The sequence below is a fragment of the Deltaproteobacteria bacterium genome (assembly GCA_029210625.1).
Lineage (GTDB): Bacteria > Myxococcota > Myxococcia > SLRQ01 > SLRQ01 > JARGFU01.
Genome location: JARGFU010000013.1, coordinates 53,018 through 79,574 on the forward strand (window position 1 = coordinate 53,018; position 26,557 = coordinate 79,574).

General features: G+C 70.8%; 22 protein-coding genes. 7 read left to right on the top strand and 15 right to left on the bottom strand.

The features are described 5' to 3' along the window. Window positions 1-8: 8 nt before the first annotated feature. A complete protein-coding gene (locus tag P1V51_13655; protein MDF1564089.1) occupies window positions 9-1,685 on the bottom strand; it encodes an acyl-CoA dehydrogenase family protein in 1,677 nt (558 codons plus the stop codon). Next, window positions 1,682-3,397: a phospho-sugar mutase gene (locus tag P1V51_13660; GenBank protein ID MDF1564090.1), complete on the bottom strand. Its 1,716-nt coding sequence runs from the start codon at window positions 3,395-3,397 to the stop codon at window positions 1,682-1,684. Before P1V51_13660 ends, P1V51_13655 begins: the two co-directional genes overlap by 4 nt. A 92-nt stretch (window positions 3,398-3,489) precedes the next feature. Here P1V51_13660 and P1V51_13665 point away from each other — a divergent pair, with 92 nt between their 5' ends. Genes P1V51_13665 through P1V51_13675 form a run of 3 tightly spaced genes read left to right on the top strand, consistent with a single transcriptional unit; the run spans window position 3,490 to window position 5,760 of the window. Further along, window positions 3,490-4,488, top strand: a complete 999-nt coding sequence (locus P1V51_13665) for a sensor domain-containing diguanylate cyclase (GenBank protein MDF1564091.1) — start codon at window positions 3,490-3,492, stop codon at window positions 4,486-4,488. 34 nt (window positions 4,489-4,522) lie between these two features. Beyond that, window positions 4,523-5,554 (top strand): hypothetical protein, encoded by a 1,032-nt coding sequence (locus P1V51_13670; protein ID MDF1564092.1) that lies wholly within the window; start codon window positions 4,523-4,525, stop codon window positions 5,552-5,554. Then, window positions 5,551-5,760, top strand: coding sequence for a hypothetical protein (locus P1V51_13675; protein MDF1564093.1), 210 nt, complete (start codon window positions 5,551-5,553; stop codon window positions 5,758-5,760). Before P1V51_13670 ends, P1V51_13675 begins: the two co-directional genes overlap by 4 nt. 53 nt (window positions 5,761-5,813) lie before the next feature. Here the strand turns inward: P1V51_13675 and P1V51_13680 are convergent, their stop codons facing one another. After that, complete coding sequence (locus P1V51_13680) at window positions 5,814-7,322, bottom strand: proprotein convertase P-domain-containing protein (protein ID MDF1564094.1); 1,509 nt, start codon at window positions 7,320-7,322, stop codon at window positions 5,814-5,816. Between the two features lie 93 nt (window positions 7,323-7,415). On the opposite strand from P1V51_13680, the gene P1V51_13685 reads away from it, so the two are divergent. Further along, window positions 7,416-8,546, top strand: a complete 1,131-nt coding sequence (locus P1V51_13685) for a hypothetical protein (protein ID MDF1564095.1) — start codon at window positions 7,416-7,418, stop codon at window positions 8,544-8,546. A 20-nt stretch (window positions 8,547-8,566) separates the two neighbouring features. Here the strand turns inward: P1V51_13685 and P1V51_13690 are convergent, their stop codons facing one another. From P1V51_13690 to P1V51_13705, 4 genes are all read right to left on the bottom strand, one after another. Then, window positions 8,567-9,787 carry a P1 family peptidase gene (locus tag P1V51_13690; GenBank protein ID MDF1564096.1) on the bottom strand — a complete coding sequence of 407 codons (1,221 nt, stop codon included), beginning with the start codon at window positions 9,785-9,787 and terminating at the stop codon, window positions 8,567-8,569. Further along, window positions 9,784-11,841: an ATP-grasp domain-containing protein gene (locus P1V51_13695; GenBank protein ID MDF1564097.1), complete on the bottom strand. Its 2,058-nt coding sequence runs from the start codon at window positions 11,839-11,841 to the stop codon at window positions 9,784-9,786. The genes P1V51_13690 and P1V51_13695 overlap by 4 nt, the downstream gene beginning before the upstream one ends. A 74-nt stretch (window positions 11,842-11,915) precedes the next feature. After that, on the bottom strand, window positions 11,916-12,830 hold the full coding sequence (locus P1V51_13700; protein MDF1564098.1) for a bifunctional 5,10-methylenetetrahydrofolate dehydrogenase/5,10-methenyltetrahydrofolate cyclohydrolase: 915 nt from the start codon (window positions 12,828-12,830) through the stop codon (window positions 11,916-11,918). After that, window positions 12,827-14,842 carry a protein kinase gene (locus P1V51_13705; GenBank protein MDF1564099.1) on the bottom strand — a complete coding sequence of 672 codons (2,016 nt, stop codon included), beginning with the start codon at window positions 14,840-14,842 and terminating at the stop codon, window positions 12,827-12,829. The genes P1V51_13700 and P1V51_13705 overlap by 4 nt, the downstream gene beginning before the upstream one ends. 182 nt (window positions 14,843-15,024) lie before the next feature. Between P1V51_13705 and P1V51_13710 the strand changes: the two genes are divergently transcribed. The 3 genes from P1V51_13710 to P1V51_13720 all read left to right on the top strand — a co-directional run bounded on the left by P1V51_13710 (window position 15,025) and on the right by P1V51_13720 (window position 18,368). Further along, window positions 15,025-16,698 carry a DEAD/DEAH box helicase gene (locus P1V51_13710; protein ID MDF1564100.1) on the top strand — a complete coding sequence of 558 codons (1,674 nt, stop codon included), beginning with the start codon at window positions 15,025-15,027 and terminating at the stop codon, window positions 16,696-16,698. 90 nt (window positions 16,699-16,788) lie between these two features. Continuing rightward, window positions 16,789-17,859: a hypothetical protein gene (locus tag P1V51_13715; protein MDF1564101.1), complete on the top strand. Its 1,071-nt coding sequence runs from the start codon at window positions 16,789-16,791 to the stop codon at window positions 17,857-17,859. A 50-nt stretch (window positions 17,860-17,909) separates the two neighbouring features. Further along, window positions 17,910-18,368: a hypothetical protein gene (locus P1V51_13720; protein MDF1564102.1), complete on the top strand. Its 459-nt coding sequence runs from the start codon at window positions 17,910-17,912 to the stop codon at window positions 18,366-18,368. Here the strand turns inward: P1V51_13720 and yjgA are convergent. The 8 genes from yjgA to P1V51_13760 form a co-directional block, all read right to left on the bottom strand. After that, window positions 18,365-18,883, bottom strand: coding sequence for a ribosome biogenesis factor YjgA (gene yjgA, locus P1V51_13725; protein ID MDF1564103.1), 519 nt, complete (start codon window positions 18,881-18,883; stop codon window positions 18,365-18,367). The two genes, P1V51_13720 and yjgA, sit on opposite strands and share 4 nt — an antisense overlap. Further along, window positions 18,876-19,601 (bottom strand): ceramidase domain-containing protein, encoded by a 726-nt coding sequence (locus P1V51_13730; protein MDF1564104.1) that lies wholly within the window; start codon window positions 19,599-19,601, stop codon window positions 18,876-18,878. Before P1V51_13730 ends, yjgA begins: the two co-directional genes overlap by 8 nt. A gap of 299 nt (window positions 19,602-19,900) precedes the next feature. After that, a complete protein-coding gene (locus P1V51_13735) occupies window positions 19,901-20,257 on the bottom strand; it encodes a hypothetical protein (GenBank protein ID MDF1564105.1) in 357 nt (118 codons plus the stop codon). 227 nt (window positions 20,258-20,484) lie between these two features. After that, window positions 20,485-23,007 carry an Ig-like domain-containing protein gene (locus P1V51_13740; protein MDF1564106.1) on the bottom strand — a complete coding sequence of 841 codons (2,523 nt, stop codon included), beginning with the start codon at window positions 23,005-23,007 and terminating at the stop codon, window positions 20,485-20,487. 121 nt (window positions 23,008-23,128) lie between these two features. After that, window positions 23,129-24,607: an NAD(P)(+) transhydrogenase (Re/Si-specific) subunit beta gene (locus P1V51_13745; GenBank protein MDF1564107.1), complete on the bottom strand. Its 1,479-nt coding sequence runs from the start codon at window positions 24,605-24,607 to the stop codon at window positions 23,129-23,131. Window positions 24,608-24,629: 22 nt separating this feature from the next. Next, window positions 24,630-24,914 carry an NAD(P) transhydrogenase subunit alpha gene (locus tag P1V51_13750; protein MDF1564108.1) on the bottom strand — a complete coding sequence of 95 codons (285 nt, stop codon included), beginning with the start codon at window positions 24,912-24,914 and terminating at the stop codon, window positions 24,630-24,632. Next, window positions 24,911-26,044, bottom strand: a complete 1,134-nt coding sequence (locus P1V51_13755) for a Re/Si-specific NAD(P)(+) transhydrogenase subunit alpha (protein ID MDF1564109.1) — start codon at window positions 26,042-26,044, stop codon at window positions 24,911-24,913. Before P1V51_13755 ends, P1V51_13750 begins: the two co-directional genes overlap by 4 nt. Before the next feature lie 30 nt (window positions 26,045-26,074). Then, window positions 26,075-26,536, bottom strand: a complete 462-nt coding sequence (locus P1V51_13760; protein ID MDF1564110.1) for a MaoC family dehydratase — start codon at window positions 26,534-26,536, stop codon at window positions 26,075-26,077. Between the last annotated feature and the right edge of the window lie 21 nt (window positions 26,537-26,557).

The following is a 26,557-nucleotide window of genomic DNA, read 5'->3' on the forward strand; positions in this document are numbered from 1 at the left end:
GGCAAGGCCTAGGTAGCGACCTCCCGCAAGCCCGAGAGCCGGGCGATTCGGGCCAGGTAGGCCTCGTCCAGCGGCGCCGCCGGGCCCAGGCGGCGGTCGAGGAAGTGCTCGAGGACCGCCCCGTCGGTGCCGTCGGCCGCCATGGCGGCCGCCCAGAGGAGGAAGGAGAGGCGCTCACCCGCCCGGCGCATCTCCAGGGTGGCGAGGGCGTCGGGCGCCTCGAGGGTCTGGCGCAGGTGGGCCTCGGCGGCCTCCAGCGCCGCGAGGATCCGGCCGTGGCCCGAGGCCAGCTGCCGCAGGTGGGAGAGGAAGCCCTCGTGCACCTCGAGCCGGCGGCAGTCCCGCAGCACCTGGTTCAGCAGCACGTTGTGGGTGCCCTCCCAGTTCTCGTAGACCACGTTGTCGCGCAGCAGCCGCGGCAGCACCGAGAAGCTCTCGATGGCCCCGTTGCCTCCGAGGACCTCCACCCCCGAGAGCACCACCTCGTGGCCGGACTGGGCGCCCCGCATCTTGTTGAGGTTCACGGCCATCCGGTGGAAGTCGGCCAGCGCCGCGTCCCCCTCACCTCGCTCCAGCCGATCGGCCAGGTGCAGGAGGTAGAAGGTGCCCGAGACCATGGCGTCGGCCTCGACCCGCATGTCCGCCAGGGTCTCCTGCACCATCGGGTAGCGGCCGATGGCGGCGCCGAAGGCCCGGCGGTGCTCGGCGTAGCCCCGCGCCACCCAGTGGCTGCGGCGAGCGATCGCCGCGGTGCCCACGGCGTTCCAGAGCCGGGAGGTGTTGATGACGTGGGTCATCATGTTCTTGAAGCCGTCCTCGAGCGGGCCCAGGGGCCAGGCGCGCAGGCCCAGGAGGTCCAGCTCGGCGCTGGCCATGCTCCGGGTGCCGAGCTTGTCCTTCAGCCGCCGGATCGCGAAGTGGTTGAGGCTGCCGTCGGGGAGCCGCCGCGGGGCGAGGAAGAGGGAGAGCCCCCTCGTCCCGGCCGGGGCGCCCTCGGGGCGCGCGGTGAGGAGGATCAGGTCGGCGGTGACGTTCGAGCAGAACCACTTCTCGCCGGTCAGCTCCCAGGGCTCCCCTCTGGCGCCCGGGCGGGCCACCACCTCGTTGGCGCCGACGTCGGAGCCGCCCTGCACCTCGGTGAGGAACTGGGCCCCGTGGGCCAGCTCGTCGTAGTCGGTGGAGAGGAGGCGAGGCAGGTAGCGCGCCTTCAGCTCCTCCGAGCCCACCGCGCGCAGGGCCTTCACCAGCCCGGCGGTGCAGGCGGCGGGGCAGTTGTGGCCCGCCTCGCCGTTGAGCCCCGAGAGGTAGCCCAGAGTCTGCGAGCGCAGCACGCCGCCGTCCTCGCCGAGGGCGGCGATCACCCCCGAGCCATAGATGGCGCGCCCCGCGGCGTGGTAGCTCGGGTGGTGCTCCACCGCCTCGAGGCGCTCGCCGAAGGGCCCCCAGCGCTCGAGCCTCGGGTGGTTGCCCACCCGGTCGTTCAGGCGCACCAGGGGATCGATCTCGGTGGCCGAGATCGCGCCGAACTCGGAGAGCTCGGCCTCCCAGGCCTCGAGGGTCTCCTGGCCGGCCCAGGCAGCGACCACCCGCCGCAGGTGCGCGTCGGCCTCCCAGAAGTTCGTCGGCTGGTGGGCGTCGAAGGCCTCGAGGTCGGCCCGTCCGGCGGTGGTGTCGTAGGCGCTCATGACGCGAGCAGCGCCTGGTGGGCGTCCTTGAGCTGGGCCAGGGCCTCGCGGGCGCGGGGCTCGGCGGCCTCGAAGCGCTCGCCCTCCTCGAGGGGCACGACCACCTCGTAGTAGCTCTTGAGCTTGGGCTCGGTGCCCGAGGGCCGCAGGATCACGCGGCGGCCGCCCTCCAGGCGGTGGATGAGGACGTTCCCCGGCGGGATGCGCCCGTGTCCCTCGCGCAGATCGATGGTCTCCACCACGGCGAAGGGGCCGATGGTGGTGGGAGGGCTCTCCCGGAACTGCTTCATCAGCCCATCGATCTTCTCCTGCCCCTCCCGCCCGGGGAGCACCAGGCTCTTCTGCAGGGTGAGGTGCAGGCCGAACTCGGCGTAGATCTCGGTGAGGGCATCCCAGATGGTCTTGCCCTGCGCCCGGAGGCCGTCGACCAGGTCGCAGAAGACGACCGCGGCGCTCACGCCGTCCTTGTCCCTCACGAGCTCGCCGACGGTGTAGCCGAGGGCCTCCTCGTAGCCCATCACGAAGCGGGAGCCGGCCTCGGCGCTGTGGTCCATCGCCGCGTTGGCGATCCACTTGAAGCCGGTGAGGGTCTCCAGGAAGGCCACGCCCCGGGCGACGGCCATCTTCTCCAGCAGCTGCGAGGACACCAGCGAGCAGGAGATGGAGAGGTTCTCTGCGGTCTTCTCGCGGCCCATGAGGTAGTCGGCCAGGAGCACGCCCACCTGATCCCCGGTGAGCATCCGCCAGCCCGCATCGGTGGGCAGCGCGATGGCGAGGCGGTCGGCGTCCGGGTCGTTGGCGACCGCGACCTGCGCGCCCACCTCGTCGGCCAGGGCCAGCACCGCGTCCATCGCCCCCTCCTCCTCGGGGTTGGGGAAGCGCACGGTGGGGAAGTCGCCGTCCGGCTCCCGCTGGGAGGCGACGGTGTGGACCCGCTCGTAGCCGGCGCGGGCGAGGGCCTCCTCCGTCTCCCGGGCGCCGACCCCGTGCAGGGGGGTGTAGGCGATGGTGAGGTCGGAGTGCTCGCCCGCCTCCGCCTTGCGCAGGTTGGCCACCCCCTTCAGGTAGGTCTCGATCAGGTCGCTGCCCAGCTCGATCAGCCTCCCTTCCGCGCGGGTCGCCTCGAGATCGCCGAGGGGCAGCTCGTCCGAACGGCCCACCCGGGCGATCTGCGCGGCGATGCCCTCGTCGTCCGGCGGGACGATCTGGGCGCCGTTGGGCGCGTAGACCTTGTAGCCGTTGTACTCGGGGGGGTTGTGGCTGGCGGTGACCATCACGCCGGCGGCGGCGCCGTGGTGGAGGACGCCGAAGGCGGTGACCGGCGTGGGCAGCACGTCGCCGCCCAGGAAGACCTTGAAGCCCTCGCCCAGGAAGATCCGGGCGGCGTCCTCGCTGAAGATCCGCGAGTTCTTCCGGCCGTCGTAGCCGATCACCACGCCCCGCTCCTTCGCGCCCTCGACGGTGGCGGCGTAGTGGCGGGCGACGCCGGCGCTGACCTTCCGCACCAGCACCCGGTTCATCCGCAGGGGGCCGGCGCCGAGCACGCCCCGGATGCCGGCGGTGCCGAACTCCAGGACGCCATCGAAGCGCTCGACGAGCTGCGCTCCGGCGGCCTCTTCGGCCAGCAGCGCCTCGAGCTCGGCGCGGGTCACGGGATCGGGATCTTCGGCCAGCCAGGCCTCGGCGGCCTTCTTCGCGTCGGTGGGGTTCATGGCCGGGCAGCCTACCCAACCATCCCCCGCCTACGCTACTCGTGGGCTCGAAAACGAGGTAGACGATCCTATCCCTGGAGGGGGTCGATCCCGTGTCCCAAGCCGATCTCAAGCCGCTCGTCGAGCTCGCCCACGCGTTTCGCAGGGAGCAGTCCCTGGAGGAGATGCTCCAGGCCACCGTCGACACGGTGGCCCGGGTCCTCGAGACGCCGCGGGCCTCCATCCGCCTGCTCGACGCCGACGGCCGCCGGCTGCTCGCGATGTGCAGGGCCGGTGAGCCCCTCCACTCGAACCCCAGCACGGCCTTCCAGATCGGTGAGGGGATGATGGGCTGGATCGCCCAGCACCAGCAGCCGATCCTCGTGGACGACGCCGAGGCCGACGAGCGCTTCGTCTCGCGGCCGGGCAAGCAGAGCCACGCCGGTGCCTTCGTGGGGGTGCCCCTCATCTCCGAGGGCAACTGCATGGGCGTCATCAGCGCCGTCGAGCCCGAGGTGGGAAGCCTCGGTGAGTCCGACCTCGAGATCCTCGAGCTGATCGCCGGCATCTGCGAGCCTCACATCCACATCGCTCGCCTCAAGCGCCTGACCCAGGTGGACGCCCTCACCGGCGCCTTGAACCGCCGGGGCCTCGATCTGGCCATGCCCCAGACCTACTCGCCGAGCGTCGATGAGCGCGAGGGCAAGGTGGTCTCGGTGATGATGGCGGACATCGATCACTTCAAGCGGGTGAACGACACCTACGGCCACGCCGTCGGCGATCTGGTCCTCCACAAGGTCACCCTGGTCCTGGGCGAGACCCTGCGCTTCAACGACTCGGTGATCCGCTACGGCGGCGAGGAGTTCCTCCTGGTCCTGCCCGGGATGCGCCTCGGGGAGGCCGCCATGGTGGCCGAGCGAGCCCGCGCGGCGGTCGAGGAGACCGTGTTCGAGGTCGAGGGGAGGCCCGAGCCCATCCAGGTGACGATCTCCATCGGAGCGGCCCAGCGCCGGGAGGGCGAGCAGCGCGACTCGCTGATCGAGCGGGCCGACGCCGCCCTCTACGAGGCCAAGGAGGCGGGCCGCAACCGGGTGGTCACCTCCGACGAGTAGCGCCCCGGCTCCGAGGAGTTAGAATCGTCGGGCCTTGAGTAACTTCTTCGAGGACGACTGGAAGCCTCTGCGCGGCGCAGGGGCACCGAAGGTGGCGACCGGGTCGGATGACGAGCGCACGCGCTTGCTGGCGTGCCTCGACGGGGAGACCCCGGTTCGGATGTTGCCGGCCATCAGCGGGCTGGCCCGGGAGCGGGTGCTCATCCTCCTGGGCGAGCTCCTCAAGGAGGGCAGGCTGGTGGAGGCGCCCACCACTGCGCCCCGGAGCGAGGAGGAGCCGGAGGACGACGAGGGGACCTTCGACGAGGAAGACCTGGAGGAGGCCGAGGAGGACGAGGAGGACGAGGCCCCGCGGACCAACCTGCGGCTGCTCTACGAGGCCGAGCTGCGGGAGCTCGACGTCGACGGCCGGGTGGCGGTGGCCCGGATCGCGGAGGGTGAGCTGCTCCTGGCGTGCACCCTCGATCCGCACCCCCGGGTCGTCGCGGCGATCCTCGAGAACGAGCGGGTCGGGTTGCCCCACGCCCGCTCCCTGGCCCGCCACCACCGCACCGCCACCGGCCTGGGGATCCTGTGCCGGGTGGTCGGCTTCGCCCGGGACGCGGAGGTCCAGCGGCGCCTGCTGCGCAACCCCCAGCTCACCGAGGGGCTCTTCGGCCGCCTGATGAGGGGCAAGCAGCTCCTCGAGTGCCACAAGCTGGTGACCAGCCGGGACATCACCGACCGCGCGCGCTCGGCGGCCAAGCGCCTCCTGCGGGCCCGCTTCCCGAGGGCCGACTCCGACGAGAAGCTCGCGCTCATCATCAAGACCGACGCCCGCTGTCTGGCGCACCTCCAGGGCCTCTCCCTGGACGGCCGCACCCTCGCCAAGCTCTGTGGGCGCACCACCAGCTCGGCGCTCTACATCCAGAACTTCGCCCGCTGGTCCTCGACCCCGCCTCCCTTGCTGATCCACCTCTCCCGGCAGAAGGTGGTCGAGCGCCAGCGGCGGCTCTTCACCCTCCTGGCCCAGCACCCCAACGCCCCGAGTCAGCTCAAGAAGAAGGGGTTTGGAGAGATCCCATGAGCGACCGACCCGACCTGCTGGCCAAGGCCCTGCGCTGGATCTCCGATCAGCGCCTCCAGGGAGACACCCGCCCGGCCTACCAGCTCATCGACGAGGCGAGCCGGCACTTCGACCTGACGCCCTTCGAGGAGCAGGGCCTGCTCTCGATGCTAGCCGGGGGGAGCTCTGCTCCCCCCGGACCCCCCAGCTCGAGCGGGGACGACTAGGACCGCTGCCCTCCGCCGGCTGGGCGCCGCCTGCGGGCGCTTCTGCCCCTTCCCTAGGGCTGGCTGCGGATGATCTCCAGCTCCCAGGACTCGAGGGAGCCGGTGTCGCGGGCGGCGCCGTCGGAGGCGGTGAGGGTCCAGGGGCCGTCCACCGCCATGCCGGCGAAGTCGCCGACCGTGTAGGTCTGCAGCAGATCGTCGGCGCCGCCGCCGGTGCGGTCGTGGAGCACGACCTCCTTGCCGCCGTGGGAGAGGGTCACCTTCAGGTCGCCCTGGTAGGGGTGCGTGATCATGACCAGCGCCGAGACGCTCTGCACCGTACCGGTGTCGCTCACGGTGATGGTGTCGCTCACGCCGGTGGCGTCGTTGTCGGGGATGGCCACGGCCGGATCCGAGGAGAAGGAGAGGGTGTCGGTCACCGGCGGGGTCGAGCACTGGGTGGTGCTCGCGCAGGCGGCGTCGTCGCAGTCGGTCTGGCCGTTGCCGTCGTTGTCCTCGCCGTCGCCGCAGATCTCCACCGGCGGGGCGATGTCGGGCAGGCCGCTGACGTAGGCGGTGGCGTAGCCCTCGATGTACTCCATCGAGATCCAGCCGTAGCCGGCGCCGAACTCGTTCTCGATGCCGAAGGAGTTGGTGCCCCAGCTGTTCTTGAAGAGGAAGAAGCCCTTGTCGAGCTCGGGGTTGCCATCGGCGTCGGTGACCAGCTCACCTGCGCCGTCGCGCTTCGGCACCGTGAGGTCGTCGTCCCAGCCCAGCAGCAGGATGCCATGGCCGGCGGGCTTCTCCCGGGAGACCTCGATGTCCTTCGCGTTGGGGGTGGTGACGTAGCCGGCCTTCCAGTAGTCGCGGTTCGAGGGCAGGGAGCCCGCGCCGTGGTTCCAGGCCTGGTAGAAGAACTCGACGCCGACGACGACGGCCTCGTTCTTGCCCGTCATGTGGGCCTTGATGCTGTTGGTGTTCAGCCAGCGGCCACGGGGCAGGTTGTAGAGCTGCTCGGCGGTGGCGGAGGCCGGCGGCTCGCCGTTGGTGTAGCACTTGGTCGGCATCGAGTCGCCGGTGCACTCCGGGTCGTTCGAGCTGCCCCACTGGCTGCTCTCGTAGGGCCAGAAGCCCTCGGCGGGGATGCCGAAGCGGTTGATGGCCTCGAGGTTGGAGCGGGCGTTGCTGCCGGCGGTGTTCGGGAAGGAGCCCACCTGGGTCTTCACCGACCACTGGAGGTACTGCTCGGAGAAGTCGGTCTCCTCGGCGGGCTGCCCGGCGGCGATGTAGAGGTGCTCCATCAGGGCGGTGGTGGCGAAGATGGTGCAGGTGCCGCGGCGGCCCTGGCTCTTCACCGCCGACTGCTTGTCGGCCAGGTCGAACTTCTTCGGGTAGACCGCGTCCGCCTTGTTGTCGTCGGGCAGGCTCGCGTTGGGCGGGGCGCCGTCGAAGATCGCGGCGAGATCCGAGAGCTCGGACTCGGACTCCTCGGGCGGGACGAAGCCCTCCGGGTCGTTCGGGCCGCAGGCGGCGAGGGTCAGGGCGAAGAAGAGGGCGAGGGAGCCAGTCGTGAAGGCACGCATGGGGCCTCCCTATCACACCGAAACCAGGGCGCGAAGCAGCTGGATCGGCGTCTCCTTGCGGCCCACGGCGGTGTGGGCGTAGCGTGACGGGTGATGAGCAAGAAGGAAGGATCGGGCTCGGGGGAGGGCGGCGAGCAGGCCGCCGCGAAGACGACGACGGCCGGCAAGAAGGCGTCCACCTCGAGGAAGACCAGCCGGAAGGCGTCGAAGAAGGCGACGGAGCCGGCCGCCGGGGAGGCCGAGGGCTCGGAGACGGTCGTGGACGAGGCCGCCGTCGAGGCGACCCAAGAAGCCGCGCCGATCGAGCCCCCCGTGATGGAGCCGGAGCCCGCGTCCCGGCCAGCACCGGAGCCAGAACCGGAGCCCGAGCCCGAGCCGGAGGAGGCCCGGGAGCCGGCGCCCGCTCCCGCGCCCCTGCCGCCCCTGGCGGGGCCCGCCGACACCGGTGAGATCATCGAGATCGAAGGTGTCCGGGGCATCCTGGCCGCGATGGGCGGCTGGCTCTGGGATCCCCGGCGCCGCCCCTGGACCATCGCCGTGGGCGCCGCCCTCGCCCTGATCATCGGCCTGCAGTTCGGCGGCGAGGAGGCCGAGCCGGCCGGTGAGCCGGCCGCCGCCGAGGCCGCCGTGCCGGTGGGTGAGCAGAGCCTGGCCGAGGAGGCCCGGCTGCAGGTGGCCGCGGGCGACCCCCTCGGCGCGGCCCGCCGGCTCGAGCCCGAGGTCACCCGCACCGACCGCAAGGGCGGAGACGCCCACCTCCACGCCGCCCTGGCCCACGCCTACGCGCAGGCGGGCTGGGGCGCCGACGCCGTGCCGCACTTCGAGTGGACCGCCCGCAAGGATCCCACGACGCTGCGGGACGAGGATCTGCGGGATCTGGTGCGCCTCCTGGGGCTCCCCGGGGCCACCCCCGAGGGCGTCCAGGCCACCCTGATCAGCGCAGGCCGGCGCAGCGTGCCCTTCCTCGAGGCGGCCTGGGAGGACCGGGACGCCCCGGTGCTCGTGCGCCGCCGCGCCGGCGAGGTGCTGCAGCGCCTGGGCGAGGACATCTCCCTGGTCGAGACCTACCGGCGGCTGCTGGAGCGGGGGGCCTGCCCCGCCCGCAAGGAAGCGGTGGCGCGCCTGGCCGCCGCGACCGACGACAAGGCGGTGGACCTGCTGGAGCAGGTCGCCGAGAGCGGCCGCTGCGGCGCCGCCGAGGCCCGCCGGGCGCTGGGCGAGTAGGCCCGGCCCCCGGGCGGCGCCTACTCCTCGGGGATCTTCGGCGGCCGGACGGGACCGAGCCGGTGCTCGCGCAGCACCTGATCGCCGGGGCCGGTCCAGGTGTCGCCGTCCCGCAGGGGCTCGGGCTCCGAGAAGCGCTCCCGGGCCGGGGCGTAGCGGGCGATGATCTCCTGCACCCGGTCCAGCGGGAGCTCCGGGGCGAGGTGACCGTCGATGCCCTCCATCGTCTCCGCCATGCAGAGCGCGTTGAGGATCGCCTCCTCGGTGGCCTCGATGGTGGCGGCGTAGAGCGGATCCATCCGGGGATCGAGGAGCGCCCGCACCCGGTACTCCATCTTCCTGGTCTGGCGGGGGACGGTGTTGGCCGTGGAGAAGCCGATCACGATCTCCCCCGAGCCGTGCGCGGCGTAGGAGCCCACCCGCCCGATGCCGAGGGCCGCCCGCTTGCAGAGGCGGGCGATCTGATGCGGCAGGAGGGGGGCGTTGGTGGCGACCACCGTGATGATCGAGCCGTAGATCGTGCGGCGCTTCTCCTGCTTGACGTAGTCCGGCGCCAGGAGGGCGCCCACCGGGACGCCGTCCATCCGCAGGTCGACCATCCGGCCGAAGTTCGACATGACCAGCACGCCGACCTTGTAGCCGCCGTCCTCTCGGGGGAGGCGGCGCGAGCTGGTGCCGATCCCCCCCTTGAAGTCCGAGCAGACCATGCCGGTGCCGCCGCCGACGTTGCCCTCGGCGACCGGGCCGTCGGTCGCCGTCTGGATGGCCTCGTAGACGTTCGCCGAGCGGACGTGGCGGCCGGCGATGTCGTTGAGGAAGGAGTCGTCGCACTCGCCCACCACCGGGATGAGCACGTCGTGCTCCTTCCCGATGCCCGGGTAGTGCTCGACCATGTACTTCACGGTGCCCTCGCTGACCGCGCCCACCGAGAGGGTGTTGGTCAGGAGGATCGGGGTCTCGATGAGGCCCCACTCCATCACCTGGGTGAGCCCCGAGATCTCCCCGGCGCCGTTGAGGACGAAGCCCCCGCCGACGACCCGCTCGTAGAAGATGTTCCCGGCGTTCGGCAGGATGGCGGTCACGCCCGTGCGCACCGGCCCCTTGCCCGCCTTGTGGGCCCCGTGGCCCCGGATGATGGTGGAGTGGCCGACGCGCACCCCGGCCACGTCGGTGATGGCGTTGCACTTGCCCGGCTGGTAGCGGCCCGGCGCGATCCCGATCTCACGTGCGCGCTTCCTCATGCGCTGGTCTCCTGACCGGGGCTCGGCTCCTGGCCGGCGCTCCGCTCTCGCTCCAGGTTGCGGAAGCGGCGCATCGCCGGCGCGAGGATCTCGCCCACGAGAGAGCGGTAGCTCATCCCGGCTCCCTCGGCGATGAGGCAGAGGTCCGACCAGCCGGGGGTCAGGCCGGGCAGGGGGTTGCACTCGATGAAGGAGACCCTCCCCTCCGAGTCGAGGCGCAGGTCGATCCGGGCCACGTCCCGGCAGCCGAGGGCGACGAAGGCGTTCCGGGCGGCCTTCTCCAGCTCCTTCAAGAGCGGTGGATCGACCTTGGCGGGCACCTCGTAGCGGATCTTGTCCTTGATATCGAGCTTGTCGTCGAAGGTGTAGATGGGGTGCGGGTCGTCCTTCGAGAGGAAGACGATCTCCATCGGGGGCAGCACCTTGGGCCGGCGGTCGCCGAGCAGCCCCACGGTGAACTCGCGGCCGGTGAGGAACTCCTCGACCAGGGCCGGCTGCCGGTAGCGGCCGATCATCGCGGTCGCCGCCGCACGCAGCTCGGCCTCGCTGGTGGCCACGCTGCGCTCCGCCACGCCCTTCGAGCTGCCCTCGGCCACCGGCTTGACCATGACCGGGTAGGTCACCCACTTGGGCAGGCGCTCCTTGCCGGTGTGGAGCACGACGAAGCGAGGCGTGTGGACCCCGGCCTGGTGCACCACCCGCTTGGCCAGCCCCTTGTCCAGGGCCAGGGAGAGGGTGGCCGGATCGCTGCCGGTGTAGGGCACGTCGATCAGCTCCAGCAACGCGGGCACCTGTGATTCGCGGCTGCGCCCACGGATGCCCTCGGCGATGTTGAAGACCACGTCGACCCCGCTGGCCGGGAGGATGGCCGCCAGCTCGGGCGTGGCCTCCAGCTCGACCACCTCGTGGCCGTAGCTCTCGATCGCCTCCCGCACCGCGGCGATGGTCGTCGGCGCGTCGTACTCGGCCTCCTCGTCGTTGAGGCCGCCCACCTCGGGCTTGATCCGCTTGAGGTTGTAGGTGAGGCCGACCAGCGCCTTCTTCCGGCGGGTCCGCTTCATCTGCTTGATCCCCCAGCGCTCGGCCGCGCTGCCGATCACGGCGCCGAGCACCGACTCCATCGTCTCGAGGCCGGCGAGCGCCGCCGACTGGTAGATCCCCGCGCCGGGCTCCAGGGAGGGCAGGGCGTTGATCTCGATGAAGTAGGGCTCGCCCTCGGGCGTGACCCGGAAGTCGATCCGGCCCAGGTCCCGGATCCCCAGCGCCCGGTAGATGGTGCGCGAGAGCTCGGCGAGCCGCTCGGCGAGGTCGAGGTCGAGCTCGGCGGGGACCTGCACCGAGACGGCGTCGGAGAGGGTCTGCTTCAGGTCGTACTCGTAGATGAGGTACTTGCGGCCGGCGGTGACCTTCGGATCGAAGGTGTACTCCCCCGCCGCGAGCACGCCTCCGGTCTCCGGGGAGGCCTTGGCCAGGAAGGGGACCACCACGTCGCGCCCCTCGATGTACTCCTCGACCAGCACGCCCGTGGGGTAGCGCTTCAGCCAGTCCTTCAGCTTCGCCTGCAGCTCGGCGCGGCTCTCCACCACCGAGTCCTGCGAGATGCCCTTGGAGCTGCCCTCGTAGTTCGGCTTCACGATCACCGGGTAGCGCAGCTGGGGCACCGGCTGCCCCGCCCGCTCGATGAGCACGCCGCGAGGCGAGGGGACGCCGTGCTCCTCGAGGAGCACCTTCGTCAGCTGCTTGTCGAGCGTGACCGCGCAGACGTAGGCGTCCGAGCCCGTGTAGGGGAAGCCGAGCTCCTCGAAGAGGCCAGGGTAGAAGGCCTCCCGGAAGCGGCCGCGGTGGCCCTCCGCGGTGTTGAAGACCAGGTCCGGGCGCAGCGCCTCGAGGCGGGCCACGGTCCGGGAGGCGGGGCCCGAGACCTCGACCGGCTCGACCGTGTGCCCGAGCGCGACGAGGGCCCTGGTGATCGCCTCGACGGTCTTGGGGGTGTCGAACTCCGCCTCTTCCTCGGTGGAGTTCAGCTGCAGGTTGTGAGTGAACGCGATCTTCATGGGCGGGACGATGCCGCCGCCGCTGCGGAAAGAAAAGGAGGAATCGGCTGGCGCCGGTCGCCGGGCTTCTCTGTCTAGGCGAGGGGCTCGCCGTTGATGGAGACGTAGGCCGGCAGGGGCAGGCCCTTCTGGATGCAGTAGGCCTTGAGGATGTTCCGCAGGAGGAAGGCCACCGTCACCGGGCCCACCCCCCCGGGGACGGGGGTGACCGCCGCCAGCCGCTCGTGGACCGCCCGGTCCACGTCCCCGCAGAGGGAGCCGTCGTCGTCGCGGGCGATGCCGGCGTCCACGACGATGAGGTCGTCCCGGCCCACCGCGTCCACCAGCGCTCCGTCCACCAGGCGCTTCACCCCGGTGGCGGAGACGAGGACGTCGGCCCCGGCCACCTCGGCGTGCAGGTCCCGGGTGTGGATGTCGCACATCGTCACCGTCGCCCCCTCGTTCTGGAGCATGACCGAGAGGGGGCGCCCCACGATGTGGGACTGCCCGAGGACCACCACCTTCTTGCCTCGCAGGCCGGAGACGCCCTCTCGCTTGGGGAGGACCGTGTCGAGCATGTGGACGATCCCCCAGGGGGTGCAGGGGTGGAGGTAGGGGACGGAGCTGCGGACGGTGAGGCGGCCCACGTTCAGGGGGTGGAAGCCGTCCACGTCCTTCGCCGGATCCACCGCCTCGATGATCGCCTCGACGCTGATGTGCTCGGGGACCGGCAGCTGGATCAGCATCCCGTGGAAGTCCGGCGAGGCGTTGAAGCCCTGGATGAGGCCGATCAGGCTCTCCTGGGAGACCTTCGCGTCGAGATCGGCCGAGACCGTCTCGATCCCGGCGGCCCGGCAGGCCTTGAGCTTGGAGGCGACGTAGACCGACGAGGCCTCGTTCTCGCCGACCTGGATGACCGCGAAGCGCGGCTTCTCGTCCAGGGTCGCGATGTGCTCCTTCACCTGGCGGCGGATGTTCCTGGCGATGGCGAGTCCGTCGATCGTCTTCATGGCTTCCTGATGGGTCCGAGCTCGGGCTCGAGCTGGGCCTCGATGCGCACGCCCTCGGCGGGGTTCTGCACGGTGCGGCGCCAGGGGAGGTAGCCCTTCAGGCGCAGGGTGATCTCGGCCTGCCTGCCCTTCGCCTGCAGGGGCTGGGAGAGGGGGGTCTTGCCGATGAGCTTGCCGTCGACCCGCACCTCGGCGCCCGAGGGGAAGGAGTTCGCCAGGATCACCCCGGGGGTGACGATGCCGGCGCCCTGCGCCAGGTCGGCGGCGACCCCCTTGGCGATCTCCTTCTCCTTGCCCTTCAGGCCGGCGCTCTGCACCAGCCCCTGGCCGGCCCAGATCATCCCGACGATCGTGAGCAGGGCCAGGGCGCCCTGGAGCAGGCGGCCGAGGCCCGTGGCGGCGGGCTCGAAGACCCGGTCGCCCACCTCCCGCAGGGAGCGGCGCCGGCCCCCCAGGGGGCTGTCGGTGTCGACCCTCGCCCGCTTCTCGCGCTTCGGCTTCTTCGCCTTCTTCGGCTTGGGCTTGGGCTTGGGCTTGGGTGCCGGAGCCTCGCGGCGCGGCTCGGGAGGGGGCGGCGCGCCCTTCGGGACGGGCTCGAAGTGGGTGTCCTCCTCCTCGTACTCGTCCTCCCACTCGTCCTCGTCCTCGGGCTCCGGCTCGGGCTCGGGGAGGGGGCGGGCCTTCGGCTGGGAGACCGGCGCCAGGGGCGGGGGCTCGACGAGCTCGTCCTCGTCCTCGGCGTCCGGGGCCTCCTCGAGCATCGAGGGGGGCCGCACCCCGGGGTCGGTGTAGCGGCTCTTCGCCGGAGCGTTGGGGGGCTGGAAGCTGGGGCGGGAGGGCTGGGAGGTCTCGGGCGTGGGGCCGGTGGAGAGGGCGGCGCGCCGGCGCAGCGACTCCGAGCGCTCGGGCTGGGCGGCGGCGTCCGAGCTGCGCTGGCCCGGGCGCAGGGCGCGGGTCGCCTGCAGCACCCGCTCCGGCGCACCGGTGCCCAGCTCGCTCGAGGGGGTCATCCCCATGAAGCCGGAGAGCTCGTCGAGGACCTCCGAGGAGAAGTCGGCCTGGTCGCGCTGCTCGAGCAGCTTGCTCCAGGTGGCCAGCCGGTCGGGGAAGGTCGCCTTCATGAAGGCGCCGATCTCCACCGCACCCACCATCTGGCCGTTCTGGTGCAGCCAGCGCTCGAGGGCCTGGTGGAAGGCGTGGCAGCTCTCGTAGCGATCCTCGACCCGCTTGGCCATCGCCTTCGCCAGCAGCTCGTCCAGGCTCTCGGGGATGTCGTCCCGGATGCTCGACGCGGGCGGGTGGGCCTTCTTGATGATGGCGTCCATCACCAGGAAGTCGGTGGGCTGATCGTAGAGGCGCTTCCCGGTCAGGGTCTCCCAGAGGACGATCCCCAGGGAGAAGAGATCCGAGCGGCCGTCGATCTTCCGGGCCAGCACCTGCTCGGGGGACATGTAGGGGTACTTGCCCTTGATGACGCCGGTGCGGGTCTCGGTCAGCGAGTTGGCGGCCTTGGCGATCCCGAAGTCCACGACCTTCACCTGCCCCTCGTAGGAGACCAGCAGGTTCTGGGGGGAGATGTCGCGGTGGACCACCCCGAGGGGGGTGCCGTCCGGGGCGGTCTTGTGGTGGGCGTAGTGGAGGGCGGCGGCGGCCTCGGAGATCATCTTCACGGCCATGGGCACCGGTACGCCCGCGGCCTCCTCGGCCCGGCGGGTGATCATCCGCAGGTTCTCGCCGTGGATGAACTCCATGGCGATGTAGTAGGTGTCGCCGGTCCGCCCCAGGTCGTAGATCTGGACGATGTTCGGGTGACCCAGCTGGGCAGCCAGCCGGGCCTCGTCCAGGAACATCTTGATGAACTCCTCCCGGTCGGCGAGGCCCGGGAGGATGCGCTTGACCGCCACCAGCTTCTCGAAGCCGCCGGCCGCGCGCTGCTGCGCCAGCCAGATCTCGGCCATCCCGCCCCGGGCGAGGCATTTGACGAGCTGGTAGCGGCCGACATGAACCGACATGAAGGGCAGTCTCCCGCTTCGAGCCTACCACCGGGACCCGCTCCTGCCAGAATTCGCCAGATCGGATCGGGGGTGCTATACAGCGCCTCCCGCGCCGGTCGCCGTAGGAACCGGGCGGGCCGCTTTTCGGCTCTGTCCCTGGAGTCCTGGCGCAGCATCCCTCCTCGGACGAAGACCCCAGCATGCACGACTCGACCTTCTCCCTGGTCCCCGCCGGCCTCGGCGCCGCCCTCCAGAAGCGCGGCTTCACCTCTCTGACCCCCATCCAGGAGGCCGTCCTCGCCCCCGAGCTCGAGGGCCGGGACGTCCGGATGTCCTCCCAAACCGGCTCGGGCAAGACCGTGGCCCTGGGCTTCCTGGTCGCCGACCTCCTCGCCGGGCACCGGCCCCGCTCGGCGGGCAAGCGCTCGAAGAAGAAGGAGCCGGCCCGGCCGGTGGTGCTGATGATCGCCCCGACCCGGGAGCTGGCGATGCAGCTCTCCGACGAGCTCGGCTGGCTCTTCGCCTCGCTGAAGGTCGAGGTGGGGGTGGTCACCGGCGGCCGCCCGATCCCCGGAGATCTGCGCCTCCTCGAGCGCGATCCGGCGGTGCTGGTGGGGACGCCCGGCCGGCTCGTGGACCACCTGCAGCGCGGCCGCCTCGATCTGTCGGAGGTGGCCTGCGTGGCCATCGACGAGGCGGACGAGCTCCTCGACATGGGCTTCGCCGAGGAGCTCGACGCCCTGATGGAGTCGGTCCCCGAGGAGCGGCGCACCCACCTGATCTCGGCGACCTTCCCCCCCACGGTGAAGCGCCTCGCCGACCGCTACCAGCGCGACGCCGCCCGGATCGAGGGCACGCCCGCGGGCGCGGCGAACACCGACATCTCGCACCGGGCCTTCGTCCTGCGGCCGGCCCAGCGCCTCGACGCCCTGGTGAACCTCCTGCTCCTCGCCCCGGAGGAGAAGACCCTGATCTTCGTGCGCACCCGGGCCGACGCCGCCCGGGTCTCCGCGGAGCTGGCCGAGCTGGGCTTCCATGCCCGGGGCCTCTCGGGCGACCTGGGGCAGCGCGAGCGCACCGCCACCCTGGAGGGCTTCCGGGGCCGGGCGGTCTCCACCCTCGTGGCCACCGACGTCGCGGCGCGCGGGCTGGACGTGCCCGACGTGGCCCGGGTCGTCCACCACGACCTGCCGGAGAACGCCGACGTGCTCACCCACCGCAGCGGTCGTACCGGCCGGGCAGGCAAGCAGGGGGTCTCCCTGGCCTTCGTGGCCCCGAGCTCGCGCCGCAAGCTCGACCGCCTCTACCACGAGGCGGGGATCGCCTTCGAGTACGCCGACGTCCCCGGCGTCGAGGCGGTGAAGGAGGCGGCTCACGCCCGCCTGCGCGCCTCCCTGGGCGGCACCGAGGCCGAGGCCGCCACCGTGGCCCTCGCCGCCGAGCTCCTCGAGGGCGCCGAGCCCATCGCGCTGGTGGCGAGCCTGCTCGAGCGAATGGGGCCGGACGGGCCCTGCCACCCCCGCGCGATCCAGCAGGAGGAGTGGCGCCGTCCCGAGCGGAAGGGGCGGCACGAGCGGCAGGAGCGGCCGGAGCGCAAGCGGGGCCCCGGCCCGGGCCGGGCGGACAAGCACGAGGCCGACTACGTCCCCTTCCAGGTCTCCCTGGGCCGCCAGGGGGGCGCGGACGTCGCCCGCCTCCTGGCCATCGTCTGCCGCCGGGGGAAGGTCACCCGGGACGAGATCGGGGCCATCAAGCTCGGTCCCCGCTCCTCCCGGGTCGAGGTGATCGCCCACGCCGCCGCCGAGTTCGAGAAGGCGGCCGGCAAGATCGACCAGCGTGATCCCCGGGTGAAGATCCGCCGCTGGAAGGCCTGAGGGGCGGGCGGGGCCGTTACCGGCCCGTGACGGTAGATCCCCGGCGGATCCGGCACGTTGAAGGCAACGAGACCTTCAAGGAGCCCGCCGATGCGCCGATCCGCCCTCGCCCCCCTCGCCCTGACCCTCCTGACCCTCCTGCCCGCGGCCGCCCGGGCCGGTGAGGCCTCCGAGGAGGCGGCCGCCCGCCTCCTGAAGGACCGGATGGCCAACGAGCGCCCCCGGGACGCGGCCCTCCTCGCCGGAGTCGACGGCCGCGACGTGGTGGTGGTCGCCGGCAGCATGGATCGGGTTCAGCAGGTGCTGCGCCGCTCGAGCATCCCGCACACGGTCATCGCCCCGGCGCGGGTGCACGCCTTCGACTTCAACAACGATCAGATCGTGATGGTGAACTGCCCCGGCGAGATCGGGCCGAAGGGCCGGGAGAAGCTGGAGAAGTTCGTGCGGGCCGGCGGCACCCTCTACACCACCGACTGGTCGCTGCGAAACGTGGTGCAGAAGACCTTCCCCGGCACCATCCGCTGGAACGGCCGCGAGACCGACGATCACGTGGTCCCGGTCGAGGTGATGGAGAACGGCGACGAGCTGATGAACGGCATGCTCCTGCGCAAGGACGGCCAGCCCCAGTGGTGGCTGGAGGGGGGGAGCTACCCGGTGAAGATCCTCGATCCCGAGAAGGTGGAGGTGCTGGCGAGCTCCCGGCGGATGCAGCAGCGCTACGGCTCGGCGCCGGTGGTGGTGCGCTTTCGCTGGCACGACGGCCAGGTGATCCACGTGGTGAGCCACTTCTACCGCCAGCTCTCGACGCAGGGGCCCATGGTCGCCGCCGCCAGCGCGGTGGACGGCTACGGGGGCCTCACCGCGGCCCAGAAGAAGGCCTTCAAGGCGAGCGCCGGCGGCCGGGTGAAGGCCGGCGACGTGGAGTCCAGCTATGCCTTCCAGCAGATGACCACCAACCTGGTGGTCACCAAGCAGAAGCAGAACGAGGACCTCGACCGGCTCTACGACATGACCCCGAGGGCCGAGGTCGAGCTCGAGGGCCGCAAGGTGAAGAAGGGTGATCGGGTCCGCATCCTCTCCCGGAAGGGGGGGACGGTCCGCGTCCGCGACGACCGGGGCAACGAGGCCGAGCTGCCCGCGGCGGCCCTGGAGATGCGCTGAACCCATGCGGGCGCCTTGCGCTCTCACGGATCATGACGACCCTGTCGCCCATGACCCTTCCCAAGTGCGGCCTCTACAAGACCACCGCCGAGATCGAGGGCGTGCCCGCCGGTCGGCTGGTCTACTTCCACAACCACGGTGACCCCGGCCCGGGCATCTACCTGCCCGAGGGCTGGGAGTTCAACCGGGCGCGCTTCCAGCAGCAGGGGCGCACGCTCGCCGAGGACGAGCAGGCCGAAGACCTCGAGGCGGTGCTGCCCGAGGGGCTCTACCGGGTGCTCGAGACCTTCACCTGCTGCGAGAACGACTGCCGCACCTTCGAGGCCGGCCTGCTGGTTCAGGTCGGCTACAACGGCGAGGCCCAGCCCATCCTCTTCGTCCCCGAGTGGACCGAGCGGGGCCTGGCCTTCCCGATGCAGGGGCAGCCCCTGGATCCCGGGCGCCTCGCGAAGCTCGAGGAGCTGAAGGTCGCGCACCGCCACGTCCACGGCAGCGACGACACGCACTAGGTCCGGCGGAGCTGCTCGGCGACGAGCTGGAAGATCTCCCGCCCCGCCTTCTTGCCCTTCTCCTCCGAGGAGGGCCTTCGGGCGGTGCGCTGCAGCTGCCGCAGGCGCTGGACGTCGATGGCCGGGAAGGTCTCCACCAGCTCGGTGAGCGCGGCGTCGCCCTCGGCGCCCTCGGCCAGCAGCCGCTCGCGCCAGCGCTCGATGGCCTTCAGCTCCGCGCGCTCCCCCGGCGCCGGCCTCGAGAGCGCGGTGTAGGCCTCCTGGATGGCCTCGTGATCCGCCTCCCGCAGGAGGGCGGCGATCAGCTTCAGCTGGCGCTTGCGGGCGCCGCGCTGATGCAGGCGCCGCCCCTCGTCCACCTCTTCCCGCAGGTGGGCGTCCAGCGGGATGCGCTCGAGCGAGGCCACCGGGAGCTCCACCAGCTGGCGGGCCAGCTCGGCGACGGCCTCCAGATCCCGCTTGCGCTGGGAGCGGCTCGGCCCCCGCTCCTCCTCCGGGCGGTCCTGCTCATCCATCGGCCGGGGCCCCCAGGGAGGGCTGGCGGGCGTAGAAGACCGCCAGGAAGGTGAACGAGACCGCGCAGAGGATGTGCCAGAAGGCGTGCCCCTGGATCAGGTGATCGGTGGGGTTGCACCAGACCCGGGAGAGATCCAGGGCCGAGAGGGTCGCGGCCGCCCCCAGGAAGAGGCAGGCCCAGAGGAAGAGCCCCAGGTTCGTCGCGGTCGTGGTCCGCAGCCGGATCCAGATCTCCTGCCCGACCACGAAGAGGATGAGGCCGAGGACCAGCAGCTGGATCGGGAATCGGACGGCCACCCCCAGGGGCACCAGCGCCGAGAAGAGGAGGGAGCCGCCCAGGTAGAGCCAGCGGGCTCGACCGGGCGTGATCGCGTCCGTCCGGCGCAGGTTCAGCACCAGGGGCAGGAAGATGAAGAGGAACATCCCCACGAAGTCGAAGAACTGGAAGAAGAAGGTGTAGGAGCCGTGGAAGGCGAAGGAGGAGAGCCCCAGGAAGATCAGCATCGGCCCGAACCAGCGCATCAGCGGCTCGGGGTGCCTGCGGAAGAGGAAGATCATCCAGATCCCCACCGCCACCATCGGCAGGTTCGACCAGGTGTCCGCCGGGTTCACGATCCAGGCGCAGAGCTCCTCCTCGCACCAGTCGATGTTCGGGCGGGCCCAGTCGGCCCAGGGGCAGCCCTCCGGCAGAGCCGGGACGTCGTTCAGCGCAGCCATCGGAAGCACTCTCTAGCACAGGGACCCCCGAACCCAAGCCAGAAGCGGCCAAGGTCAATGGTCGGGGTCTGACCCCATCGCCGAAGCGGCCGAAGGCGGCGACCCGGGAACCCCCGGCAGAAGCGAGCGAAGGCGGCGCGAAGCCGGCGAAGCTCAGCGGTCCTGTGCAGGCCTGGAGCAAGTTGAGGGGTTTGGGGGGAGTGGAACTTCCCCCAAATAAAATGAGGCGGACCTACCGCGCTTGCAGGTCCGCCTCGGCGTCGACCCCACGCTTTCACGTGGGGGGAGTGATCGACGCTCTACTTCGCGTTTTCGGTTGCCGTCTCGTCCTTGGCCTCGGGCACCTCGGTCTTCATGGTCGCGCGGGCCAGGGCGTGGATGGTGCTGCCGAGCACCGCGCCCACCACCACGAAGACACCGGCGGTGGAGAGCAGGCCGGCGACCATGCCGAAGATGGTGATGCCGCGGGCCATCAGGCTGGCGTCCACCGGGTGGCCGAGCAGGCCCGCCGCGAGGGCCGCGCCGGCGAAGCCACCGTAGACGAGGGAGGGGAGCAGGCCGACGATCAGGAAGACGATGAGTCCGAGGATGCCGCCGCCGAAGGCGAAGGTCTTCTCACCCTGGTTGTCGGGATGGGTCTTGTTCTGGGTCGTCATGGCTACCTCCTTGGGTCGTTCCGAGAGAGCGTTCTTGCCTCCCTTCCATTCCAAGTATGGTGCCAGGTTCGAATCCCAGTGATTTCAAGCACTTGGGAAATGGGGTCTGTCGGGAAAAACAGACCGCTAGCGATGGATGACCAGAAACGCCAGTCATTCCATGGGTTTGAGTGCCCTGTCCGCTTCTCCCTACAGGGGGGTGGGGGAAGGGCGCGTTTCCGACGGGATCAGGCCTCGTCGGCGCCGATGTCCGGCCCGGCGCCCCGGGGCCGGCTCTGGCCGTCGAGGTCGTCGGAGGGGATCACCCCCAGCGGCGTGGTGGCGGCGCCGGCGTCGAGGCAGGGGTTGGCGAGGCCGGTCTCGAGGTGGAAGTCGGCCGTGGCGGCGTCGACGAAGGGGCAGGGGCCGGCGAGGTTGCCGGTCCAGGGGGTCCCCGAGTCGTTGCAGGCCGAGAGGTCCGTCGGATCGTTCTGGTCGAGATCGGCGATGTTCGCCGAGTTGCGGCAGCGCAGGAGGGCCGCGCCGTCGGAGGCCAGGGCGTTGGAGAAGAGCAGGCTCCCGCGGGAGGCCACGTTGGTCAGGACGATCCCGTAGTCCCCGCCGTCGAAGATCGTGTTGGCCACGTTCACCGGGACCTGGGTGACCAGCCCGCCGGCGGAGGTGGAGCTGGCGATGACCGTGCTGCTCTCGAGGGTCGCGGTGCCGCCGCGGATCTCGAGGGCGCTGTTGGTGGTCGCCTGGTGGTGGACCACCGAGTTGCGCAGGTAGAGGTCTCCGCCGGTGACCAGGATGGTGTCCGAGGTGTTGGTGGAGCCCGCCCCTCCGATGAGCCCGAGGTAGGTGCGCTCGATGACGGCCGTGCCCGTGGCGAGCTCGAGGGCCCGGCCCCCGGAGATGCCCTTGTTGGTGATCACGCTCGAGTCACGCAGGGTGAGGGTGCTGCCGCCGATCCAGAGGCCGTCGGCGTGCTGGCCGCCGTTGGTGAGGATGCTGACCCGGTCGAGGGTCAGGTTGCCGCCGGACTGCGCCACGAAGACGTAGGAGGAGAAGGGCTGGGCGTCGATGCCCGCGGCGCAGTCCTCGAAGGTGGCCACGCAGCCGGAGCAGAGGAAGAGGCGGGCGGTGTTGGTGCAGGGGAGGGTGTGGCGGGCGTGGATCTGGCTCCACTTCACGGCCAGGCCGGAGGGCAGGGTCACGCCCCAGGTGCTGTTGTTACAGGCCGGCGCCGTCTGCACGAAGGTCACCTCGGTGAGCTCCGCGGTGCGGACGAAGGTCACCGGATCGTAGCCGCCCTCGAGGTCGACCCCGGCCGGCCAGGCCCGCTCCTGGGGCGTGGTGTCGGTGAAGGCGCCGGTGGTGAGCAGGAGGGTCCGGCCGTCACCCTGGGCGCCGCCGCCGGTGATGAGCTCGAGGCCGCGGGCGAGGGTCTCGCAGGGCTGCTCCACCGTGCCGCAGCCTCCGTCATCGGAGGCGGTGGCGGCGCTGCTGACCACCACCGCGTCGTTCTCGGAGGGCCCGGCGAAGAGGGTGACGGTCTGGGGGTCCGACTCGAGGACCCCGTCCGAGGCCACCACCTCGTAGACGGCCGAGGTGGGATCGCCGGCGTCCACCAGATCGCGGTAGGAGGGCGCGAGGATCACGGGCCGCAGCCCGACCTGGGAGTCGGGGAAGAGGGGAGCGCCGCTGGTGCGGGTCCAGGTCACGAGGATCGGATCACCTTCGGGATCCACGCTGCCCGAGGCGTCGAGGGGGAAGGCCTTGCCCGCGCCGGCGACGAAGCTCGGGCCGTTGAGCGAGAGCAGGGGAGCCTGGTTGGCGTAGACCCGGACCCGGGCCGGGGCGCTCTCGGCGCCCTCGGGGTCGGTGACGACGAGCTCGACCTCGAAGTTGCCGCTGCCCACCACCTGCAGGGTGGCGGTCATCTGATCGGTGGCCCCGTCGAAGGAGGCGGTGCCGTGGGAGGGCACGCTGGCGATGCGCCAGCTCCAGCCGGCGATCGCGTCCCCGTCGGGGTCGCTGGAGGGCGAGCCCGTGAGCTGGAAGCGGAAGGGGTCGACGGCGGAGGCGGTCGCGGAGCCCCGCGCCACGGGGGCCTGGTTCTCGGCCAGGACCAGGGTCTCCACCGGCGCGGAGAGGGCCTGGCCGTCGCCGACGACCAGCTCGAGGAGGTAGTCGCCCTTCACCGAGGAGCGGAAGGTGGGCAGGCGGGTGTCGGCGTCGGTGAGGAGGCTGGAGAGCACGGCGCCGGTGGGGCCCGAGACGACCGTCCACTGCCAGCTGGCGATGGCGTCCCCGTCCGGGTCGATGGCGTTGCCCCGCAGGCGCAGGGGGGTGCCGTTGGGCGTGACCCAGCTCGTGCCGGCGTCAGCCACCGGCGGGCGGTTGAAGCGCACATCGACCAGCACCAGGTCCGGGGGGCTCTCGGAGAACTCGTCGAAGGCGCGCACCTCGAAGACCAGGGTGGTGTTCTCCTCGGGGCTGGCGAAGGTCACCTCGCGGGCGGTGGGCTCGGAGAGGGTGACGCCCGGACCCTGGGTCTGCCGCCAGTAGTAGGTGAGCTCGTCCTGGTCGGCGTCGGTGCCGGTGGCGGAGAGCGTCACCGTCTCACCGCCGTTCACCGACTGATCCTCGCCGGCGCTCACCAGGGGCCGGTTGTTCTCCATCGCCTTCTTGTCGAAGCTCGGGCAGCCGGAGAGCAGGAGGGAGAGGCCGAGGAGGCCGGCGAGGGGGAGCGAGGGCGACCTTTTCATGGGCGCAGCCTACCTGCTCGACCTGCTCTCGGGGAGGGTCGCGGGCGAACCAAAGACGAAGGGCGCGACCGGCCTCGCCGATCGCGCCCTCGTCCTTCAGGGGTCCCTCGAGGGGGCCGTGCTAGGCCGCCTTCAGGGCCTCCTTCAGCTCGGTGATCATGCCCTGGAGCATCCCCTTCGCGTCGCCGAACATCATCATGGCGTTCGGGGCCTCGAAGAGCGGGTTCTTGATCTGAGCGAAGCCCGGCGAGAGCGACCGCTTGATGACGAAGACGGTCTTGGCCTCGTGCACCGTCAGGATGGGCATCCCGGCGATGGGGCTGTTGGGGTCGGTGAGGGCCACCGGGTTCACGACGTCGTTGGCGCCGGCGACGATGACGACGTCCGTGTTCTTGAACTCGGGGTTGATCTCGTCCATCTCGACCAGCTCGTCGTAGGGCACGTCGGCCTCGGCGAGCAGGACGTTCATGTGACCGGGCATCCGGCCTGCCACCGGGTGGATGGCGTAGGTGACCTTGCAGCCGCGGCTCTTGAGCAGCTCACCGAGCTCCTTGCAGGCGTGCTGAGCCTGAGCGACGGCCAGGCCGTAGCCGGGCACGAAGATCACGGACTCGGCGGCCTCGAGGATCATCGCGGCGGACTCGGGGTCGGCGGAGCGCACGTTCTTGTAGTCACGGGCGTCCTTCTTGTCGGCCTCGCTCGCGGTGGCACCGAAGCCGGCGAAGAGCACGTTCGCCAGCGAGCGGTTCATCGCCACGCACATGATCTTGGTGAGGATCAGGCCCGAGGCGCCGACCAGCGCACCGGCGACGATGAGCAGGCTGTTGTTCAGCACGAAGCCCGTCGCGCAGGCCGCCAGGCCCGAGTAGGAGTTCATCAGCGAGATGACCACCGGCATGTCGGCGCCGCCGATCGGGATGACCGCCATGACGCCCAGGATCGAGGCGGCCACGGCCACGCCGATGAAGACCCAGAGGGTGGTCGTCGGATCCGAGACGCCGAAGGCGGCCCAGGCGCCGATGCCGATGCTGCCGAAGAGGAGCAGCAGGTTGATGAAGTTCCGACCCGGCAGGAGGATCGGCGCGTCGAACTTCCCGCGCAGCTTGAGGTACGCCACGATCGAGCCGGTCAGCGTCAGCATGCCGATGAGGATCGACAGGATGACCGTGAAGGCCGAGCTGCCGCCCACGCCCGGGACGTCCGCGAGGGTGAGCCCTGCGGCGGACTCGTTCTCCAGGAGCTCCCGGAAGACGTAGGAGCCGCCCACGAGCGCCGAGGCGACGCCGCCGGAGCCGTTGAAGAGGGCGACCATCTCCGGCATCTCGGTCATCTGCACCCGGATGGCAGCGATGCCGCCGATGAGGATGCCGACGATCGCGCCACCGGCGACCCAGGTCCAGCCGATCCCGACCTGACCCTCGAGGGTCAGGGTGTGGTTGGCCTCGAAGAGGGCCGCGACGATGGCGATCGCCATGCCGACGCCCGAGAGGGTGTTACCGCCGCGGGCCGAGCGCACCTTGCCGAGGCGCTTGAGGCCCAGGATGAAGAAGGCGGCCGAGATGAGGTAAGCCCCGTAGATGACGAGGCTCTGGGTGTCCATTTGAGAATTCATTGGTGGCCTCCTACTTCTTCTTTCCGAACATGCCGAGCATACGGTCCGTGACCATGTAGCCGCCGATGACGTTGATCATGGCGGTGCCGATGGCCAGCGCACCAAGGATGTTGGCGACCATCTCGTGACCGGTCGTGGCCGACATGAGCGCGCCCACGATGGTGATGCCCGAGATGGCGTTCGAGCCCGACATCAGCGGCGTGTGCAGCGTCGGCGGGACCTTGGAGATGAGCTCGAGACCGAGGAAGGACGCGAGCACGAGAACATAGATGCTGATCAGTAGTGCGCCGGTCATGCTGCGCTCCGGTTGATGGCGTCGTTGACGCGTTCGTTGCGGATCTTGCCTTCGTGAGTGGTGACGGCTCCGTCGACGATCTCGTCCTCGAAGTTGAACGAGAAGTTCCCCTCCTTGTCGTGCATGTGGAGGAGGAGCTCGAGGACGTTCCGGGCGAAGAGCACGGAGGCGTCCGCGGGCTGGGTCGCGGGGAGGTTCGAGTGCCCGATGATGAGCACGCCCTCCTTCACGACCTCCTTGTCGAGCTCGGAGAGCTCGCAGTTGCCGCCGGCGATGACGGCGAGGTCGACGATCACCGAGCCGGTCCGCATGCTCTTGACCATGTCGGCCGAGACCAGCTTCGGGGCCGGGCGGCCCGGCACCAGCGCGGTGGTGATCACCACGTTGGCCTGCGCGATGTGCTGGGCGACGATCTCCCGCTGCTTCGCGAGGAACTCGGGGGTGACCTCCTTGGCGTAGCCACCGCTCTCCTCGCCCTTCTGCAGGTCGGGCAGGGGGATGAACTTGCCGCCGAGGGACTTCACCTGCTCCTCGACCTCGGCGCGGATGTCCGAGACCTCGACGATGGCGCCGAGGCGCTTGGCCGTCGCGATGGCCTGGAGGCCGGCGACGCCGGCGCCCATGATCACCACGCGGGCCGGCTTGATGGTGCCGGCGGCGGTCATGAGGAGGGGGAAGTAGCGGTCCAGCTTGGTGGCGGCCATCAGCACGGCCTTGTAGCCGGCGATGGAGGCCTGCGAGGACAGGACGTCCATCGACTGGGCCAGCGTGGTCCGGGGGATCATCTCCATCGGGATGGAGCTGATCTTCTTCTCGGCCAGCTTCTTGATCAGGTCGTGGTTGCCCCAGGGGTTGAGCAGACCGATGAGGAGGGCGCCCTCCTTCATCTTGCCCACGTCCTCGAGGCTGGGCTCGCGGATGCAGGTGACCATGTCGGCATCCCACTGGGGAGCGCCCACGGTCGCGCCCGCGGCCTCGAACTCCTTGTCGGCGATGTGCGCGCCCTCGCCAGCGCCGCTCTCGACGTGAATCTCGAGCTTCAGCTTGGCGATGAGCTTCTTGACGGTTTCTGGAACGATAGCGACTCGGGTCTCTCCATCGAGTCGCTCCTTGGGAACGAAGAGCTTCATCCGTACGTCTCCGGGTTGCTGGATGGGGGGCTAGGCGTAGTAACGGAACACGAGCTCGGCGACCATCGCGGGCTTCTCACCGCCCTCGATCTCCATGGCACCCTGGTAGATGACCTGGAAGCCGCCCTTGATCTCCTCGACGTCGCCGACGGTCAGCCCGAGGCGGACCTTGCTGCCGGTGGGCACCGGGGAGGGGAAGCGGACCTTGTTGAGTCCATAGTTGATGGTCATCTTCGCGCCCTGCACGTCGATGACCTGATGGTAGAGATACGGCACCAGCGAGAGGGTGAGGTACCCGTGGGCGATCGTGCCGCCGAACTGGGTCTCCTTCGCCGCACGCTCGGCGTCGATGTGGATCCACTGGTGGTCGAGGGTGGCGTCGGCGAAGGCGGTGACCCGCGCCTGATCCACCTCGATCCATTCAGAGTTTCCGAGGGAGCGGCCCTTCAGGGCCAGGAGCTCGTTCAGGTCCTTGACGACCTCTGCGGACATCGAGTGGCCTCCTGTTGATCG